The organism is Pseudomonas entomophila (assembly GCF_029478665.1).
Lineage (GTDB): Bacteria > Pseudomonadota > Gammaproteobacteria > Pseudomonadales > Pseudomonadaceae > Aquipseudomonas > Aquipseudomonas entomophila_F.
The window spans coordinates 39,226-55,627 of sequence record NZ_JARPQB010000002.1 but is presented as its reverse complement, the minus strand read 5'-3'; the positions used below and the strand labels follow the sequence as shown (position 1 = coordinate 55,627).

At 61.6% G+C, this 16,402-nt stretch carries 18 protein-coding genes and 1 pseudogene; 11 read left to right on the top strand and 8 right to left on the bottom strand.

What is annotated here, in order from left to right:
- Positions 1-175: 175 nt before the first annotated feature.
- On the bottom strand, positions 176-1,111 hold the full coding sequence (locus P5705_RS01785) for a cyclase family protein (protein ID WP_277459276.1): 936 nt from the start codon (positions 1,109-1,111) through the stop codon (positions 176-178).
- Positions 1,112-1,266: 155 nt separating this feature from the next.
- Here P5705_RS01785 and P5705_RS01780 point away from each other — a divergent pair, with 155 nt between their 5' ends.
- Positions 1,267-1,875 (top strand): glutathione S-transferase, encoded by a 609-nt coding sequence (locus tag P5705_RS01780; protein WP_277459275.1) that lies wholly within the window; start codon positions 1,267-1,269, stop codon positions 1,873-1,875.
- A 71-nt stretch (positions 1,876-1,946) separates the two neighbouring features.
- Here the strand turns inward: P5705_RS01780 and P5705_RS01775 are convergent, their stop codons facing one another.
- Entirely contained in the window at positions 1,947-2,585 is a 639-nt protein-coding gene (locus P5705_RS01775) for a DsbA family protein (RefSeq protein WP_277459274.1), read from the bottom strand.
- A gap of 591 nt (positions 2,586-3,176) precedes the next feature.
- On the opposite strand from P5705_RS01775, the gene P5705_RS01770 reads away from it, so the two are divergent.
- A complete protein-coding gene (locus P5705_RS01770) occupies positions 3,177-3,314 on the top strand; it encodes a PSPA7_2676 family Cys-rich small protein (protein ID WP_203646679.1) in 138 nt (45 codons plus the stop codon).
- Between the two features lie 9 nt (positions 3,315-3,323).
- On the top strand, positions 3,324-4,160 hold the full coding sequence (locus tag P5705_RS01765) for a Ku protein (protein ID WP_277459271.1): 837 nt from the start codon (positions 3,324-3,326) through the stop codon (positions 4,158-4,160).
- A gap of 50 nt (positions 4,161-4,210) precedes the next feature.
- Here the strand turns inward: P5705_RS01765 and P5705_RS01760 are convergent, their stop codons facing one another.
- Together P5705_RS01760 and ligD are read right to left on the bottom strand one after the other, a co-directional pair.
- The gene (locus P5705_RS01760) at positions 4,211-4,459 is read right to left on the bottom strand and encodes a hypothetical protein (protein ID WP_277459269.1); all 249 of its coding nucleotides are present in this window, start codon (positions 4,457-4,459) and stop codon (positions 4,211-4,213) included.
- The gene (ligD, locus tag P5705_RS01755; RefSeq protein WP_277459268.1) at positions 4,459-6,927 is read right to left on the bottom strand and encodes a DNA ligase D; all 2,469 of its coding nucleotides are present in this window, start codon (positions 6,925-6,927) and stop codon (positions 4,459-4,461) included. Before ligD ends, P5705_RS01760 begins: the two co-directional genes overlap by 1 nt.
- A 154-nt stretch (positions 6,928-7,081) precedes the next feature.
- Between ligD and P5705_RS01750 the strand changes: the two genes are divergently transcribed.
- Together P5705_RS01750 and P5705_RS01745 are read left to right on the top strand one after the other, a co-directional pair.
- Positions 7,082-7,543, top strand: a complete 462-nt coding sequence (locus P5705_RS01750) for a phosphotransferase system, HPr-related protein (protein ID WP_277459267.1) — start codon at positions 7,082-7,084, stop codon at positions 7,541-7,543.
- Positions 7,543-7,773, top strand: a complete 231-nt coding sequence (locus tag P5705_RS01745; RefSeq protein WP_277459266.1) for a metallothionein — start codon at positions 7,543-7,545, stop codon at positions 7,771-7,773. The genes P5705_RS01750 and P5705_RS01745 overlap by 1 nt, the downstream gene beginning before the upstream one ends.
- 91 nt (positions 7,774-7,864) lie before the next feature.
- Here the strand turns inward: P5705_RS01745 and P5705_RS01740 are convergent, their stop codons facing one another.
- The 3 genes from P5705_RS01740 to P5705_RS01730 all read right to left on the bottom strand — a co-directional run bounded on the left by P5705_RS01740 (position 7,865) and on the right by P5705_RS01730 (position 9,205).
- Entirely contained in the window at positions 7,865-8,242 is a 378-nt protein-coding gene (locus P5705_RS01740; RefSeq protein ID WP_277459265.1) for a Rho termination factor N-terminal domain-containing protein, read from the bottom strand.
- Between the two features lie 17 nt (positions 8,243-8,259).
- Positions 8,260-8,679: a hypothetical protein gene (locus P5705_RS01735; RefSeq protein WP_431196914.1), complete on the bottom strand. Its 420-nt coding sequence runs from the start codon at positions 8,677-8,679 to the stop codon at positions 8,260-8,262.
- A 229-nt stretch (positions 8,680-8,908) separates the two neighbouring features.
- On the bottom strand, positions 8,909-9,205 hold the full coding sequence (locus tag P5705_RS01730; RefSeq protein WP_277459261.1) for a hypothetical protein: 297 nt from the start codon (positions 9,203-9,205) through the stop codon (positions 8,909-8,911).
- 272 nt (positions 9,206-9,477) lie between these two features.
- On the opposite strand from P5705_RS01730, the pseudogene P5705_RS01725 reads away from it, so the two are divergent.
- A pseudogene (locus tag P5705_RS01725) lies at positions 9,478-10,350 on the top strand (LysR family transcriptional regulator); the annotation flags it as partial.
- Between the two features lie 188 nt (positions 10,351-10,538).
- On the opposite strand, the gene P5705_RS01720 reads toward P5705_RS01725, so the two are convergent.
- Positions 10,539-11,468 carry a LysR family transcriptional regulator gene (locus tag P5705_RS01720; protein ID WP_277459259.1) on the bottom strand — a complete coding sequence of 310 codons (930 nt, stop codon included), beginning with the start codon at positions 11,466-11,468 and terminating at the stop codon, positions 10,539-10,541.
- A gap of 165 nt (positions 11,469-11,633) precedes the next feature.
- On the opposite strand from P5705_RS01720, the gene P5705_RS01715 reads away from it, so the two are divergent.
- The 5 genes from P5705_RS01715 to P5705_RS01695 all read left to right on the top strand — a co-directional run bounded on the left by P5705_RS01715 (position 11,634) and on the right by P5705_RS01695 (position 16,389).
- The gene (locus tag P5705_RS01715) at positions 11,634-12,305 is read left to right on the top strand and encodes an epoxyqueuosine reductase QueH (protein WP_277459258.1); all 672 of its coding nucleotides are present in this window, start codon (positions 11,634-11,636) and stop codon (positions 12,303-12,305) included.
- A gap of 147 nt (positions 12,306-12,452) precedes the next feature.
- Positions 12,453-13,436 (top strand): DUF1852 domain-containing protein, encoded by a 984-nt coding sequence (locus P5705_RS01710; protein ID WP_277459256.1) that lies wholly within the window; start codon positions 12,453-12,455, stop codon positions 13,434-13,436.
- Between the two features lie 27 nt (positions 13,437-13,463).
- The gene (locus P5705_RS01705) at positions 13,464-14,492 is read left to right on the top strand and encodes a methionine synthase (RefSeq protein WP_277459254.1); all 1,029 of its coding nucleotides are present in this window, start codon (positions 13,464-13,466) and stop codon (positions 14,490-14,492) included.
- Between the two features lie 87 nt (positions 14,493-14,579).
- On the top strand, positions 14,580-15,089 hold the full coding sequence (locus P5705_RS01700) for a flavin reductase family protein (RefSeq protein ID WP_277459252.1): 510 nt from the start codon (positions 14,580-14,582) through the stop codon (positions 15,087-15,089).
- 166 nt (positions 15,090-15,255) lie between these two features.
- A complete protein-coding gene (locus P5705_RS01695) occupies positions 15,256-16,389 on the top strand; it encodes an aminotransferase class V-fold PLP-dependent enzyme (protein ID WP_277459251.1) in 1,134 nt (377 codons plus the stop codon).
- Positions 16,390-16,402: the final 13 nt, after the last annotated feature.

Here is a 16,402-nt window from a genome sequence, read left to right as displayed (position 1 = left end):
CAGTCATGCCAGGGCACGTTGCAACCGAGGTAGGAGCGGATTCATCCGCGATGCGCCGCACGGGCGGCGCTCGATCTCATAGGCGCTGCAACGCTGACGTCGAACACCTTGAAGGGCCTGCTGATCGCGAGCGTGCCCATTGCAAACAACGGGCACGGTACTTGAGGCTGGATGATCAGTGGATCGCCACTGGGTTGATGTTGACCTGGGTCGACCCCTTGTACAGCGGCTGGCCCAGCACGAACAAGAACTCGAAGGCCTTGTCACGCACCAGCGCGCGAGTATCGATCAGCTCCAGGTTGTAGATGCCACGCTTGGCCAGCATGAACTGGTTGACCGGGAACTCCTCGCCGGTGGGGTTCGGGTACACCTCCGAGGCCCAGGTATCACCGCCGAAGGCGACGATGCCCTGGTCGGCCAGCCACTCGGCCGCCGGCAGGTCGATGCCCGGCTCGGTGGCGAGGAACTGCTGGTTGTCCTTGCCGATCAGCTCCAGCCAGCCGGTGTTGAACAGCACCACGTCGCCCTTGCGCAGGGTGATGCCTTGCTGCTTCAGCACCGCCTTGATGTCGTTGACGGTGAAGGAGGTGCCGCCCGGCACGATGGCCTTGCCGTAGTGGGCGGTCATGTCCAGCACCACGCCGCGGGTGACCATGGGCGGTACTTTCTCCACGCCGAGCTTGGTCACGCCTTCGACGGTGACGAAGTCGGCGGCCTTGTTGCCGTTGTAGTAGACGTTGTCGATACCGATGTGGCCGATGCCGTTGAGCTGGGTGCCAACGCCGGTCCAGCCGTTGACCAGCTCATCGTTGAAGCTGAACTTGTTCTTGCCCAGGGTCTGGCCGGCCTGTTCGCCGGGCTGGATGTTGTAGAGGTGGAAGCTGCGGTGGCGGAAGGCGGGCAGGTCCTTGCTGACGGGGACGGCGAGGGGGTAGGTCTTGCCGGTTTTGACCAGGCTTACGGCCTGTTTGACCACGTCAGGGGTGAGCAGGTTGGCGGCGCCGATCTCGTCGTTCTTGCCGTAGGGGGAATCTTGCCAGTCGGCGGCCAGGGTGGCTTGGGCGGCGGTGGCCAGGGCCAGGGTCAGCAGCAGGGGTTTGAAGTAGTGCAATCCGGGTTCTCCTGAAGGGGAAGTCATGTCAGGGGCGGATTCTGGGCACCGGGAGCGATGGGAAAAAGCGGTCGGTGGGACAAGGAGTTTTGCGTGTGAGGCAAGGGAATGGTTCTATGATGACAAATCGTTCAATGAACTAAGGAAGGTAATGGATGAAACTCATTGGCATGCTGGACTCGCCTTATGTGCGTCGCGTGGCGATTTCCCTGGATCTGCTGGGTGTAAAGTTCGAGCATGATCCGCTGTCGGTATTCAACACGTTCGAGGCATTCGCCCGGATCAACCCGGTGGTCAAGACGCCGACGCTGGTGCTGGACGACGGCGCGGTACTCATGGACTCGACGCTGATCATCGACTATTTCGAGACCCTAAGCGGCCCCGCCAATACATTGTTGCCACAGCAGCCGCAGGCGTTGGCCGTAGCCTTCAGCACGTTGGGGTTCGCGCTGGCGGCGTGCGAGAAGGCTGTGCAGATCGTCTATGAGCACAGGGTACGTCCGGCGGAAAAGCTTCACCTGCCATGGGTCGAGCGCGTCACCGGGCAAATGCTGGCGGCCTGCACCGAACTGGAAAAGCATTGGGCTGCACATCAATCGCACGGCGAACGTCCAGACCAGGCTGCACTCACGACGGCCGTGGTCTGGTCGTTCATGCAACTGATGTTGCCGGAGGTGGTCAAGGCCGACGACTTCCCGGCCCTCAAGGCCCATGCCGCACGGCTGGAAGCGACTGACCTGTTCAAGCGTTATCCGATCGTCTGAAGGCGCACTGCCAGCAGATACTACCGCCGAGGTAACGACTGATTGAGGTGGCGTGGGGAGGGGCGCAATGCTCAGTCGTTCAATTCGCGGACGAACGCTTCAGGATCCGAAAAAATAGCACCCGCCTTCAACAACCGTGGGGCGACGTTCTCTTGTTGCAGGACGAATGTCGGAACGCCTTGAGCGCCAAACCTGCGCATCATGGCACGCCCCTCGGTGACACGATCTCGGTTGAACTGGAGCAGGGCGTCGTCCGGATGCGCGATACGCTCGGCGGCGGCCTCCAGGCCGAGGTTACCCAGCACCTGTACCAAGGTGTCCAGTTGGGTCACATCCAGGCCGTCGACATAACGCGCCGCCTGGATCGCCTTGAGCGCTTCGAACTCGTGGTCGGGTGCGCTCAGGCTCACGGCGCAAAGCGCCAGGGTAAAGGGGCCGCTGTCAAATACCTGGTTCCGGTCAGCGAGCACATGATCGCGGTAGCGTTCGCTGAACACTTGCCCAGTCAAGCGCTCGATACGCTGGTCGTTGCTCCAGGCATAGGCCGCGAAACCGTCGTCCATGGCGCGGGCGCCGTCGCCGGCGAACAGTCCCGTCGGGATCAGGTGCAAGTGGACACCCGTGCTCGCCAGGATCTGCGGCAAAGGCCCAGCTGCGCCATAGCACCATCCACACAGCGGATCGAAGAGGTAGACGAGGGTCTTGCTCATGAGGGAACTCCATTGACGACAGGGCCGAAATCTTATCGCGCATGGATTGATGTTTAAATGCATACAAAGCAAACGCATTGTCTTGCCAAGACATACAGACAAAGGTTTTTGGACGCAGGGGCGTGACCGCATCAGGGCCGCCAGATGCCCGCCGGGATTCTTGCGGCGTCCATGAGATCGAGCGCCGCCCGCGCGGCGCATCGCGGATGAATCCGCTCCTACATCGGTTGCAACGTGCCGCACCTGTCATGGCCTATCGGTCATGGCCACGTGTAGGAGCGGATTCATCCGCGATGCGGCGCATATGCGGCGCTCGATCTCATCGGCGCAGTTCAACGCCTGTTATCAGCAGGCCCATCACCAGGGTGATGCCTGCGAGTTTCAAGAATGGACTGTTCATTTTTCTGACTCCTGCGTTCAGTGGGCGCGACTTCAATTCGCTGTACGTGCTGCTGGCCAGCCAGGAGTCGAGCTATATCACCGGGGAAGTCGGGGGGAATCCACTGCCATAGGGCAAAGTCGAATAAACCTTGGCCGCGCCGCACAGTCACTCCTAGTAAGAGCCTCATGTGCGGGCCAGGGAGGTGGCTGATGAAACTCGTCTGCCTGTTGCGTGGCTGCCAGTGGCGCAGCCTGCTGGTCCGGGAAATTGCCGGGCTTGACTGCCAGTGCTGCGAACGCTGCGGCGCGCTGCGCTACAGCCAGCCCGGCCAACCGTTCGATGCGTAGGAGCCGACCATGGCCCGGGCAATCTGGAAAGGCGCGATCAGCTTCGGCCTCGTGCACATCCCCGTCTCCCTCAACACCGCCGTGCGCACCGAGCGGGTGGATTTCGACTGGCTCGACAAGCGCAGCATGGAGCCGGTGGGCTACAAGCGGGTGAACAAGGTGACTGGCAAGGAGATCGACAAGGAGCACATCGTCAAGGGCGTGGAGTTTGAGAAGGGCCGCTATGTGGTGATCAGCGAGGAGGAAATTCGCAAGGCCCGGCCCGAGGCGACCCAGACCATCGATATCTTTTCCTTCGTCGACGCCGGGGACATCCCGCTGCAACAGTTCGACACGCCTTACTACCTGAGCCCCGACCGCCGCGGCGGCAAGGTCTACGCCTTGCTGCGCGAGACCTTGCGCAGCACAGGCAAGGTGGCGCTGGCCACCGTGGTGCTGCACACCCGCCAGCACCTGGCGCTGCTGCGCCCCCTGGAGGATGCGCTGGTGATGATCACCCTGCGCTGGCCCGAGGAGGTGCGTGGCCTGGATTCGCTGGAACTGGACAAAAGTGTGACCGACAGCAAGCTGGACAAGCGCGAACTGGACATGGCCAGGAAGCTGGTGCAAGACATGAGCGGGCCATGGGCACCCGACGAGTACCATGATGCGTTTCGCCAGACCATCCTCGACCTGGTGGAGGAGAAGGCCAGCAAGGGCAAGATCGAGACCGTGGACAAAGGCGAGGGTGCGACGGCGGAGAAGGGCGCGGACATCATCGACCTTACCGAGCTGCTCAAGCGCAGCCTTGGCGGCAAGACCAAGGCGAAGAAACCGGCGGCCAAGCGACCGCGCAAAGCGTCATAGTCTGTTGCCCGGTCACTACGGTAGTTGCCCCTCCAGTCCCCTCAGGTAGTTCATGGGCCAGGCGCTCCTTGGGTATTCTTCTTCCAGCCACGCAGGTTCATGGCGCACAGGCAGAACTGCAGGACGATCAGCGCCCAGGCCTGCACCTGCCAGCCCCAGACCACCCACAGTACGTTGCTGCCGATGAAGCAACAGAAGCCGATGCGTCTTCGGCGTGGGAGGCGCGAACCGATGCACCATGCTGCCGCGACGGTCAGCAGCATGGCGGGCCATTGCAGCAGGTCCACCACGCGCTCCATCAATCGATCCCCAGTTGCTTGCGCATGCGCACGGTGATCGATTGACGGGTCCTGACTATCTCGGACCATGGGTCGTCGACCTGGGCAAGGCGCTCGTGCAGGTTGCCGATGTTCCATTGGTTGGCACCTTTGAGCTGAGTCAATTCCTCGCGCCAGATCGGCACCGACACCGGCAGGCCCTCTCGGGCGCGCAGCGAGTAAGCCGCGACGGTGGTGGCGCCCTTGCCGTTGCGCAGGTAGTCGATAAAGATCCGCCCGACCCGGTTGTTCGGCCCGGACACGGCGCTGAGGCGATCGGGGAACAGGCCGGCCATGTGCTCGACCAAGGCATGGCTGAAGTCCTTCACCTCGTCCCAGCCGGCACGCCGGGTCAGCGGCACGACGAGGTGCATGCCCTTGCCGCCGCTGGTCTTGAGAAACACCTTCAGGCCCAGCTCGTCGAGCAGGGTGAGGGTCAGTTGCGTGGCCTCGAGCATGGCCTTCCAGGGCAGCGCGGGATCAGGGTCGAGGTCGAGAATGAAGCGGTCGGGCTGGTCGAAGTCCTTGGTGGTGGCGTTCCAGGTATGCAGTTCGAGCGTGTTCATCTGCACCGCGCCCAGCAGGCTGTCTGCGCGGTTGAGCACCATCGCCGCCTGGCCGGCCTGGGCCTTGCTGAAGCTGAGCACGTGGGGGATATGCAACTGGCCGGCGTGCTTCTGGAAGAACAGCTCGCCGCCCAGGCCATCCGGTGCCCGGACCAGGGCTACAGGCCGATCCTTGAGCTGTGGCAGCAGCTGGTCGGCGACCTGGGCGTAGTACTCTGCGACCTCGCGCTTGGTGGCGCCGATGGTTGCATCGACCACGCGCTCGGGGTGGGTCAGGCGCAGGCTGCCCAGGCCCTCGGAGGATGTCTGTGCTGCACGCTTGGCGGGCATCGCTTGCTCCAGGTCGATGGCGGTGGCGGGTTTGTCGTCGCGCAGGCCGTGGAACACCGCGTGGCGCACGATGCCTTCGCGGGTCATCTGGGCATAGGCGACTTCTGCCAGCAACTGCGGTTTGAGCCAGTGCACGCCGCGGGCTTCGGCCCCGGTGGGGGGGCTGGCCAAGGGCGGCTTGACGGTCTGCAGCGGTTTCAGGCGGGCGAGTATGCTGCCCAGGGTGGTGGCGCTGAAGCCGGTGCCGACCTTGCCGGCGTAGCGCAGCTGGCCGCTGTCAGGGTCGTGCAGGGCCAGCAGCAGGGCGCCGAACCCCTGGCGGCTGCCCTTGGGGTCGGTGTAGCCGACGATCACGAATTCCTGGCGCTGCTTGCACTTGAGCTTGATCCAGTCGCTGCTGCGTCGGCCGACGTAGGGGCTGTCGGCACGTTTGCCGATCAGCCCCTCGAGTTCCAGCCGGCAGGCGCTGTCGAGCAGCGAGTCGACCGGCTCCTTGAAATCGGAGGAGTACCTGAGCAGCGGCGAAGCGTTGTCTTCCAGCAGCTTGGCCAGGGTGGCGCGACGCGCCTGAAGCGGTAGTTCGCGCAGGTCCTCATCGCCCAGCCAGGGCAGGTCGAACAGGTAATAGGTGATACGTTCGTCGTGCTCGGTATCGAAGGCGTTCTGCAACGCCTGGAAATCAGCCACACCATTGTCGCCGACCACCACCATTTCGCCGTCCAGCCACGCCGCGTCGAGCCCCAGCGCCTTGAGCGCCTTGACCTGACGGGGCATCTTCGCGCTCCAGTCGTGGCCATTGCGGGTGAACAGGCGGATGTCGTCACCGTCGATGCGCGCCAGGATCCGGTAGCCGTCGAACTTGACTTCGTAACGCCAGTCGCCGCTGGGTGGGGAATCGACCAACGTCGCCAGTTGTGGCTGGAGCCGCTCCGGCAGGGCTTGCCGGCCGGCCTTGCGCTTGCGCGTGGCAGTGGTCGCCTTGGCCGGGCGCCGTGGCGGCAGGGTGCGCTCGCTCAGCACGCTGTCCGGCAGGGCCTCGACGATGCTGTAGTCGGTTTCGCTGCGCGCCTGTCCGTCATGGGACTTGACCAGCATCCACTGCTCCTTCTTGCCGGCCAGGTGGGTGCGGAACAGGTTCCAGACCCCCGACAGCTTCTCGCCCCGCAGGCGGAAGCGCAGCTTGCCCCTGGCATAGGCTTCGCGCGGGTCGCCTTCGGGCTCCCAGACGCCGCGGTCCCAGACGATCACATCGCCAGCGCCGTAATGGCCTTCGGGGATGTGGCCTTCGAAATTGGCGTAGTCCAGCGGGTGATCCTCCACGTGCACCGCCAGGCGCCGGACCTTGGGGTCGAGCGAGGGGCCCTTGGGGATCGCCCAGCTTTTCAGGGTGCCGTCGAGCTCCAGGCGAAAGTCGTAGTGCAGGTGGCTGGCATCGTGCTTCTGGATACAGTACTGCAGCGCGTGGGCCGAGCGCGGTCTGGCGCGTTTGCCAGCCGGCTCGGGCGTGGCGTTGAAGTCGCGCTTGCGCTGGTACTCCTGCAGGGGCTTGGCCATGGCGGGCTCCGGGAGGTTTGGCGGGTCTCAAGATTGGGAGGTGGCGGCGCGGCGTGGAGTTCAAAAAAGCGCGGGAGGGTGCTTTTGAAGAAACTCTGAATCATTTCTTCGTGGCGGCAGTCGACCGTGTGAAGCCCACTGACGGAGAACGTTCATGCCTAGACCCGATGACCCAAGACCGCAGGTCGAGATCGACGACACCGAGGACCGCATGGGCAGCGTCCACGAGCTGGATTTCAGCGAGCGCCGCGATGAGCGCCAAGGCCGTATCGGCGACGAACGTCCAGCGCGCGAGCTCGCCCAGGACTACCCGCCCCGGCGTGTCGCCGAAAGCGGCATGACCGGCGGCGAGGCCCTGAGCGACAGCCTGCACGAGGACAATGTGACCCTCGATGACCTGAGCCCTGACACGCTGTTTGATGAAACCGGCGCTCGCGACCCACATGAGCCTGGTACAGGCAGCGGGCCTGCCGACCAGACTCTGCGCCAGGTGCAAGCCCATGAAATCGGTGGCGGCATCGGCCTGGACGAGGCCGAGCTGGCCCGCTCGGCGCCGTTGGACGGCGAGCCATGGGCCGACGACGTGGCCGCTGAAGACGACGGGAGAGAACCGTGATGAACGAGCAACGCTGTTCCTGCAACCATTGTTCCTGCACCGTGGATGCCAATGCCGTGGTCCAGGACGGCAAGGCCTATTGCTGCGAAGCCTGTGCCAAGGGCCATCGCGACGGGGAACCCTGTCGCATGGCCGACTGCAAGTGTGGTGAGCTGACCCAGCCGAAGGAGAGCGCTGTCGATAATGCGCTGGATGAAACGTTCCCGGCGAGTGATCCAATTTCGCCATGAGGCCAGGTATTCGAGGATGTGAGACGGGAGAGCCGGCGTATCGTCGAGATCAAGCCGTGACTCGCCCGTCATGCCTCTTTTGCTGTCAACTTCATCCCTTGCTGCTCAACGCCTTGATCAATTCCGCTTTACGCATGGTCGAGCGCCCGGCGATGTGCCGCTTGCGCGCGCGGTCCATCAATTCAGCCTTGGTCATGTCCTCCAGCCGCTGTCCGGAACGGGGCACGCCATGCTTCGTCGCCACTGCGCGCCGGGCCGAGGACCGCCGCGCCTCGGCTTTCGCCGCCGGGCTTTTCTTCTGCCCGGAACCGCCTTTGCGCTCACCGCCACCGGACTGCTTGTTGACGGTGGCCCAGGCGCGGGCTTGCGCCTCGTCCTTGGATACGCCCTTGTCCTCGTAGCTCTGTTCGATGTGCTCGGCCTTGCGTTTCTGCTTGTCGGTGTACTTGTCTTTGTCTGCGCGTGGCATGGTGGATGACCTCTGCGTCAGTGGGTTTGCCAGACACCGTTGTTGCGTTCGCAATCGCTGCGCGCCTGGCCCAGGCTGGGGGTGTCGTAGTAATAGGTGATGATCCGCGCATCCTTGGGCAAGGCTGGGCGGGTGGAGGGCTCGTCACGCCCTGCGGCATCGGGGTTGGCCAGGGTCTCCTGGGTCAGCGGCGCGATGCAGCTGCCGACGCCGCCGTCGGCGCAACGCTCGACCCGGCGCTTCTGGCTGTTGAGCATCTCCTTGCTTTCGTTGCTGCACGACCAGGCGATCGCTTCGGCGGGCATGTTGCCGTAGCTGTAGCAGGTGTGGTGCTGCACCGGTTTGATTGCCTCGCTGGATGAGCGGGTGACCACGTCGCAGCCTTCGGCCAGCACCTGCCCGCTGGCCAAGGTGCCCAGCAGTGCCATACACAGCATGAACCCGACCCTGCGCAGTAATTCGGCACGCTTTTTCACCGCTCGCTCGGTGGTGCTCGGCAGCGCTTCCAGCAGCTTCTTCACCCGCGTGTGGTCTTGAGTCAGTAAGTCGATGGCATTCATGGCGTCACCTCATCACACGGCCAGTCCAAACGCTGAAGTCACGTATTGGCGGTAGGGACACGGGCACCAGGGCGAACGCTGCCGCCCTGGTGACAAGCCCTTGATATCAGCGTTCTTTATCCATGCCCTGGTCTTCATCGAGCGGTTGTCCGCCCGTGCGTCCAGGGTCAGATTGCTTTTCCTTGTCGCCAGGACGCTCTTCGGGCCGACCGCCTTGACGCCCGGTGTCTTGAGACTGCGACCACTGCTTGTTCATCTTGTCTTCGGGTCGCTGCCCGGACGCTTGACCGCCCTTTTGTGTATCGGGCATGCCACCCGCCGATCCATGGCCCCCTTGTTGACCGGTCTGGTCTACGTTGGCACTGCCGCCTTGATCGCCACCCTTGCCTGGATTGTTAGCCATGATCGCTTTCCTCGAATCAAACACAGGAAGGTCTGTGTTTAGTAGTGACTCGAGCGCGGTCCTGCCTTATGCAAAGACTTGCAGACTTTCTGACCAGCTGCTTCAACAGCCGCTTGGCAAACGTTTAACGCATGAAAACCAGCAGTACATGATGGCGGTTGAGTATCTGGCGCACATGGCCTGTACGGCGGGCCCCAGTGTCCCTGCATTGATGTTTAACTGCATACAAAACCCACGTATTGTGTGTTCACGACATACAACCAGAGATCACGATGACGGGCACTTCCAACCTCAATCGGCTTGCCTACTTTACCGCCGTCGTAGAGACCGGCTCTTTTACCGCGGCCGCCGAGCGGCTCGGTATCACCAAGGCGGTGGTCAGCCAGCAGGTTGCCCGCCTGGAGCAAGAGTTCCGCACCACGCTGCTGGTGCGCAGCACACGGCGCGTCCGCACCACCGAGGCGGGGCAGTCGTTCTACTACCGCTGCGCCTCGATCCTCAAGGAGGCCGAAGAAGCCTTTGAGGAACTGTCGGAATCGGCCACCGAGCCAACGGGAACACTGCGCCTGACCGCGCCCTTCGACTACGGCATCGGCGTCGTGGTCCCGGCGATCACCGCGTTCTCCCAGCGCTATCCGCACTGCAAGGTCGAGGCGCATTTCAGCGATCAGACACTGGACCTAGGCACTCACGACCTGGACCTTTCCATTCGTGTGGGGTGGATCACCGAGCAACATCTGCAAGCGCGTCGAATCGGCCATTTCGAGCAGCGGCTGGTGGCCGGGCCACAGTGGCGAGCGCAGGTGGATGCGTTGCAGGGCCCCGAAGACCTGGCTGGTCTGCCGCTGGTGGCGAACACGGCGCTGCGGGAGCCGACCAGGTGGGCGTTTTCCAGAGGTGAATCAGAGCGGGTGGAGGTGGAGATGAAATCCAGCGTTTCGCTCGATGCGACGTTGGCGGTGCGTGAGGCGACCCTTCAGGGGGCGGGGTTGTCCGTCCTGCCTGACTATGTGGCTGCGCCTGATCTGGAAGCGGGTCGGTTGATCGACGTGTTGCCGCAATGGGTGTTGCCGCGCGGGGACATCCATGTGGTGTTTCCGACGGCGCGCTTTCGGCCGGTCAAGGTGAGGGTGTTTACCGAGTTGTTGGCGAGGGCAAGATCTGCGCGGTTTGCGGAAGGCCGTTCACCTGGCGCAAGCGCTGGGCAGCTTCTATGAGATCGAGCGCCGCGCGGGCGGCGCTCGATCTCATAGAGGCTGCAACGCTAACGTCGAACACCTTGAAAGGCAAAGCCAAACAGCTCAGCAACGGGGCCAATGCGAAATCATCGGGTTCAGACTCCCAGACCCGAAACAGTGTTGACGCCTTCCAGGGTGGCGAAGGAGGTGTCCTTGGCGGTCAGCAAGAAGTCGCTGACATAAGGCACCTCCAGCATGTCGCTGCGTATTGCCGCGAAGAGTTTGGCCTGTAGCCCGTTTTCCCCCAGCCGCTTGGCCTTCACGTAACCGCGAGAGCTGTACTCATGCAGGGCCCAGTTCGGCAGGCAGCAAACGCCACGGCCGCTGGCCACGAGTTGCATCATCATCACCGTCAGTTCCGAAGTGCGCACCTGCGCCGGCTCGATGTCGGCTAGATCAAGGAACTTGGTGAAGATATCCAGGCGGTTTCGCTCGATAGGGTAGGTGATCAGTGTTTCGCTGGCGATGTCGGCTGGCTCGAGGAAGGGCTCATCGCACAGGGCATGGTGGTTATCGACGGCCAGCATCGCCTCGTATCCGAAAAGTGGCACGTAGGTAATCCCCGGCAAGCTTACAGGGTCGGAGGTGACCACCAGATCGAGATCCCCCCGTTCCAGTGCCGGCAAGGGGGCGAAGGCGAACCCCGACGCCAGGTCCAGTTCGACCTCCGGCCAGGCGCTGCGGAACTCATCCACCGAGGGCATCAGCCACTGGTAACAGCTGTGGCACTCGATCGCAATGTGCAGACGCCCTGCGTTGCCACTGGCGAGTTTACCCAGGTCGCGCTCGGTCGTGCGAATCAGTGGTAGCACCTGTTCGGCCAACTGCAGGAGCTTGAACCCAGCGCTGGTGAAGCGCACGGGCTTGGACTTGCGCACGAACAGTTGCATGCCGATGCGCTCCTCCAGCTCCCGGAGCTGATGCGACAGCGCCGACTGCGTCAGGTGCAGGCGTTCGGCGGCTTCATGCACGCTGTCCGTTTCGCGCAGGGCGTGGATCGTGCGCAGGTGTCTCAGGTCGATCATGAGGAAAACTACAGTTGTATGCAAAAAAAATGAGTTTGTCTCATGACTGACCGAGCCCTGACAATCCCTCTCATTGAGTTTTTCGTTAAGGGCAAGACACTTGGCACGGGTACACCACCTCGGTTTTTCGTCGATTGGGTCCTTTCACGCGAGCGGAGAACAGCCGTGAGTATCATTGATCGACCCCAACTGACCCTGCCCAACGGCGCTGATCGACTGCTGCTGCATTCCTGCTGCGCGCCGTGCTCCGGCGAAGTCATGGAGGCCATCACGGCGTCGGGCATCGACTACACCATTTTCTTCTACAACCCCAACATCCATCCCGAGCGTGAGTACTTGCTGCGCAAGGACGAGAACATCCGCTTTGCCGAACAACACAACGTGCCCTTCGTCGATGCGGACTATGACACCGAGAACTGGTTTGCCCGTGCCAAAGGCATGGAGCAGGCGCCGGAGCGTGGCGAACGTTGCACGATGTGCTTCGACATGCGCTTCGAACGGACCGCCCTCCATGCCCATGAGCATGGTTTTTCGGTGATCAGCAGCTCGCTGGGTATCTCACGCTGGAAGGACTTGCAGCAGATCAATGGTTGCGGCCATCGATCGGCGGCCAAATACCCGGGTATCCGTTACTGGGATTACAACTGGCGCAAGTCAGGTGGCGCGGCGCGCATGGTCGAGATCAGCAAGCGTGAGCGTTTCTATCAACAGGAATACTGTGGTTGCATCTACTCGCTGCGAGATACCAACCACCACCGCAAGGCCCAGGGCAGGGACATCATACGTATCGGTGTGAAGTACTACGGCGATGAAGACGATGAACAACAAAACGCCTGAGCCTGTGCCCGTTGAGCAGCCAGCGGAAGTCATTCAGCAGGTCAAAAGTTTCCGCTACAGCCTGAGTAGCACTCAGTCAGGCATGTTGGCGGCGGTTGGAAAAAGAGAATCCAGCGCTTGCCGAGTCAATAAGGGTGTCAGAGCACAATGAGTAAAGATTTCACGTTCGCCATCAAGCGCATTTGCTTCGATGAGCACTATAGCCCTGCAGACAATACGCGGATCACCACCAACTTTGCCAACCTGGCCAGGGGCGAGAGCCGTCAGCAGAACCTGCGTAACACGCTGGCGATGATCGACAATCGCTTCAACGCCCTGGCGCATTGGGACAACCCCAAGGGTGACCGTTATTCCGTGGAACTCGACATCATTTCCGTCGAAATGAATATTGCGGGTGAGCAGGCGGGCAATAGCCTGCCGTTGATTGAAATCCTGAAAACCAACATTGTCGATCGCCAGACCAATGAGCGCATCGAAGGCATTGTCGGGAACAATTTCTCCTCGTACGTGCGGGACTATGACTTCAGCGTGCTGCTGCTGGAGCACAACAAAGGGCAGTCGGGCTTCAGCACGCCGGAAGCATTTGGCGACCTGCATGGGAAATTGTTCAAGTGCTTCGTGAACTCGCGCGCTTTCAAGGCGCACTTCAGCAAGCCGCCAGTCATCTGCCTGAGTGTTTCGAGCAGCAAAACCTACCATCGCACTGAAAACCAGCACCCGGTCCTGGGTTATGAATACCAGCAGGATGAATACTCGCTGACCGATGAGTACTTCGCCAAGATGGGCCTGAAGGTGCGCTATTTCATGCCATCGAACAGTGTCGCGCCATTGGCCTTCTACTTTGCTGGCGACTTGCTGGGCGATTACACCAACCTTGAGCTGATCAGCACCATCAGCACGATGGACACCTTCCAGAAGATTTACCGGCCCGAGATCTACAATGCGAACTCCGCAGCCGGCAAGTCCTATCAGCCAAGCCTGAAGCACCAGGACTACTCGTTGACGCGAATTGTCTACGATCGAGAAGAACGCAGCCGGCTGGCGTTCGAACAAGGAAAGTATGCAGAAGAACAGTTCATCAAACCCTACCAGACTGTGCTTGAACAGTGGTCGGCTAATTACGCAGTTTGATTGATCGAATACACAAGGCCTTGCGTTATGAAAAAACTACTCCCTACTTCGACTGCCGGCAGCCTGCCCAAACCGTCCTGGCTGGCACAGCCGGAGACCCTCTGGTCGCCCTGGAAACTGCAAGATGAGGCGTTGCTCGAGGGCAAGCAGGATGCGTTGCGCCTGTCGTTGCACGAACAACAAGTCGCCGGTATCGATATCGTCAGTGACGGTGAGCAGACCCGTCAGCATTTTGTGACGACCTTCATCGAACACCTGAGTGGCGTGGATTTTGAAAAGCGCGAAACCGTGCGGATTCGCGACCGCTACGATGCCAGCGTGCCGACGGTCGTGGGTGCGGTAGCTCGCCAGAAACCTGTATTTGTCGAGGATGCCAAGTTCCTGCGTCAGCAGACCACGCAACCGATCAAATGGGCGCTGCCAGGCCCCATGACCATGATCGATACCCTGTACGACAGCCACTACAAGAGCCGCGAAAAGCTGGCCTGGGAATTCGCCAGGATTCTCAACGAGGAAGCCAGGGAGCTTGAGGCTGCCGGTGTCGACATCATCCAGTTCGACGAGCCGGCCTTCAACGTGTTCTTCGACGAGGTGAACGACTGGGGAGTGGCCACCTTGGAGCGGGCCATCGAAGGCCTCAAGTGCGAAACGGCGGTGCACATCTGCTACGGCTATGGCATCAAGGCCAATACTGACTGGAAAAAGACCCTGGGTTCGGAGTGGCGCCAGTATGAGGAAGCGTTCCCCAAACTGCAGAAATCCAAGATCGACATCGTTTCGCTGGAGTGTCACAACTCCCACGTCCCCATGGAGCTGATCGAACTGATCCGCGGCAAGAAAGTGATGGTCGGTGCCATCGACGTGGCCAACCATGCCATCGAAACCCCGGAGGAGGTGGCCAATACCCTGCGCAAGGCCCTTCAATTCGTGGAGGCCGACAAGCTCTACCCGTGCACCAACTGCGGCATGGCACCGTTGCCGCGCGCAGTGGCACGCGGCAAGCTCAGTGCGTTGAGTGCAGGTGCAGAAATCGTGCGCCGGGAACTCTTGAAGTAAAACCGAGCGCAGTGTGAGAGGGCAGGGCCGTGCAGCCTCAGCCCTTTCCCATTGTTGGCGGGTTGCACCTAACACTCAGGACCTACTATGTCGCTCCCCAGTACGGCGATCGAGCCGTTGCGCTTTCGCGAAGCGCTCGGGCACTACGCCTCCGGCGTCACGGTGATTACCTCGCACAGTGATGGTGAGCCGCTTGGCTTTACCTGCCAGTCGTTCTACAGCGTGTCGATGAACCCGCCGCTGGTGTCGTTCAGCGTCATGTGCAGTTCGGCCAGCTATCCTGGGATTCGCCAGGCCGGCCGTTTCGCGGTCAACATCCTGTCAGGCGAGCAGGTCGGGATTTCCAACCAGTTCGCCCGGCGCGGCACGGACAAGTGGCAGGGCGTCGACTGGCAGGCGTCGCCGCTGGGCAACCCGATCATCGCCGGCAGCCTGCACTGGCTCGATTGCGAGATTCACGCCGAACACGCCGCAGGCGACCATCTGATCGTGATTGGCGAGGTGAAAGCGCTAAACCTGCAAGAAACTGCTGCAACACAGCCATTGCTGTACTTCAAGGGGCAGTATTGCAACCTCGCCGAGCTCAGCACTGAATGAAAAGGACGCCTGGTGTTTCTATCTGGCGTCTTTTTTCGGCGAGGGCAGGGGGCAGGACTGCAGCTTGGCTGCCAGAGGTGGCAACTCAAGCCCGAGTCATCTTGTCATTTGCAATAGCTTAGGGCAGGGTCGATGCCATGGATATCACTGCCAAAGGAGCCACACCATGTCAAAGATATATCCCGGTATCGATCCCGAGGGGCTGGTCGAGTACTCGGTGGTCTACACCGACCGCTCGCTCAACCACATGTCCCAGTCGTTTCAAGGTGTGATGAAGAACATTTCAACGACCCTGAAGCAGGTCTACAACGCCCAGGCGGTTGCGGTGGTTCCGGGCAGTGGCACATTCGGCATGGAAGCGGTAGCACGGCAGTTTGCCACCGGCCAGCAATGCCTGGTGATACGCAACGGCTGGTTCAGTTATCGCTGGAGCCAGATCCTTGAGGCGGGCAACATCCCGGCGGCCACCACGGTGCTGAAAGCCCGGCCGGTTGAAACGGGGCGCCAGGCTGCCTACGCCCCAGCCCCTCTGGACGAAGTGTTGGCCGCCATCGAGTCGCAGAAGCCGCAGATCGTCTTCGCCCCCCACGTTGAAACGTCATCAGGGATCATCCTACCCGATGACTACCTGCGGGCCGTGGGCGACGCCGTGCATGCGGTGGGCGGCCTGTTCGTGCTGGACTGCATCGCCTCCGGCGCGATTTGGGTGGATATGCACAAATGCGCGGTCGACCTGCTGATCAGCGCACCGCAAAAAGGCTGGAGCGCCTCGCCTTGCTGCGCCCTGGTGATGCTCAGCGCGTTGGCCCTGGAGCGCATCGAATCGACGCAAAGCACCAGTTTCGCCTGCGACTTGAAGAAGTGGCTTCAGATCATGCAGGCCTATGAGCAGGGGGGCCACGCCTACCATGCGACCATGCCCAGCGATGCCCTCGCGCGGTTCAACGACGTGATGAAAGAGACACAAGCCTACGGTTTCGACAAGGTCTGCGACGAACAACAGGCCCTGGGTGATCGGGTGCGCGCCATGATGACCCGCAAAGGTATCAAGAGCGTGGCCGCCGCAGGCTTTCAGGCCCCTGGCGTGGTGGTGAGCTACACCGAGGATGCCGATATCAAGAGTGGTAGGAAGTTTGCCAGCCACGGCCTGCAGATTGCCGCTGGCGTGCCGTTGCAATGCGACGAGCCGGCTGACTTCCAGACCTTCCGGATCGGCCTGTTCGGGCTGGAAAAGCTGCACAATATCGAGCGTACGGTCAGCACCCTTGAGCAGGCGCTGGACGAGGTGATGGTTAACTAAGCGCACGGTTGGA

Bases quoted from the DNA above. Each gene is read 5' to 3' on its own strand.
- P5705_RS01780 (WP_277459275.1), top strand. From the start codon at position 1,267: ATGAAACTCATTGGCATGCTGGACTCGCCTTATGTGCGTCGCGTGGCG.
- P5705_RS01775 (WP_277459274.1), bottom strand. From the start codon at position 2,585: ATGAGCAAGACCCTCGTCTACCTCTTCGATCCGCTGTGTGGATGGTGC.
- P5705_RS01770 (WP_203646679.1), top strand. From the start codon at position 3,177: ATGAAACTCGTCTGCCTGTTGCGTGGCTGCCAGTGGCGCAGCCTGCTG.
- P5705_RS01765 (WP_277459271.1), top strand. From the start codon at position 3,324: ATGGCCCGGGCAATCTGGAAAGGCGCGATCAGCTTCGGCCTCGTGCAC.
- P5705_RS01760 (WP_277459269.1), bottom strand. From the start codon at position 4,459: ATGGAGCGCGTGGTGGACCTGCTGCAATGGCCCGCCATGCTGCTGACC.
- ligD (WP_277459268.1), bottom strand. From the start codon at position 6,927: ATGGCCAAGCCCCTGCAGGAGTACCAGCGCAAGCGCGACTTCAACGCC.
- P5705_RS01750 (WP_277459267.1), top strand. From the start codon at position 7,082: ATGCCTAGACCCGATGACCCAAGACCGCAGGTCGAGATCGACGACACC.
- P5705_RS01745 (WP_277459266.1), top strand. From the start codon at position 7,543: ATGAACGAGCAACGCTGTTCCTGCAACCATTGTTCCTGCACCGTGGAT.
- P5705_RS01740 (WP_277459265.1), bottom strand. From the start codon at position 8,242: ATGCCACGCGCAGACAAAGACAAGTACACCGACAAGCAGAAACGCAAG.
- P5705_RS01735 (WP_431196914.1), bottom strand. From the start codon at position 8,679: ATGCTGTGTATGGCACTGCTGGGCACCTTGGCCAGCGGGCAGGTGCTG.
- P5705_RS01730 (WP_277459261.1), bottom strand. From the start codon at position 9,205: ATGGCTAACAATCCAGGCAAGGGTGGCGATCAAGGCGGCAGTGCCAAC.
- P5705_RS01720 (WP_277459259.1), bottom strand. From the start codon at position 11,468: ATGATCGACCTGAGACACCTGCGCACGATCCACGCCCTGCGCGAAACG.
- P5705_RS01710 (WP_277459256.1), top strand. From the start codon at position 12,453: ATGAGTAAAGATTTCACGTTCGCCATCAAGCGCATTTGCTTCGATGAG.
- P5705_RS01705 (WP_277459254.1), top strand. From the start codon at position 13,464: ATGAAAAAACTACTCCCTACTTCGACTGCCGGCAGCCTGCCCAAACCG.
- P5705_RS01700 (WP_277459252.1), top strand. From the start codon at position 14,580: ATGTCGCTCCCCAGTACGGCGATCGAGCCGTTGCGCTTTCGCGAAGCG.
- P5705_RS01695 (WP_277459251.1), top strand. From the start codon at position 15,256: ATGTCAAAGATATATCCCGGTATCGATCCCGAGGGGCTGGTCGAGTAC.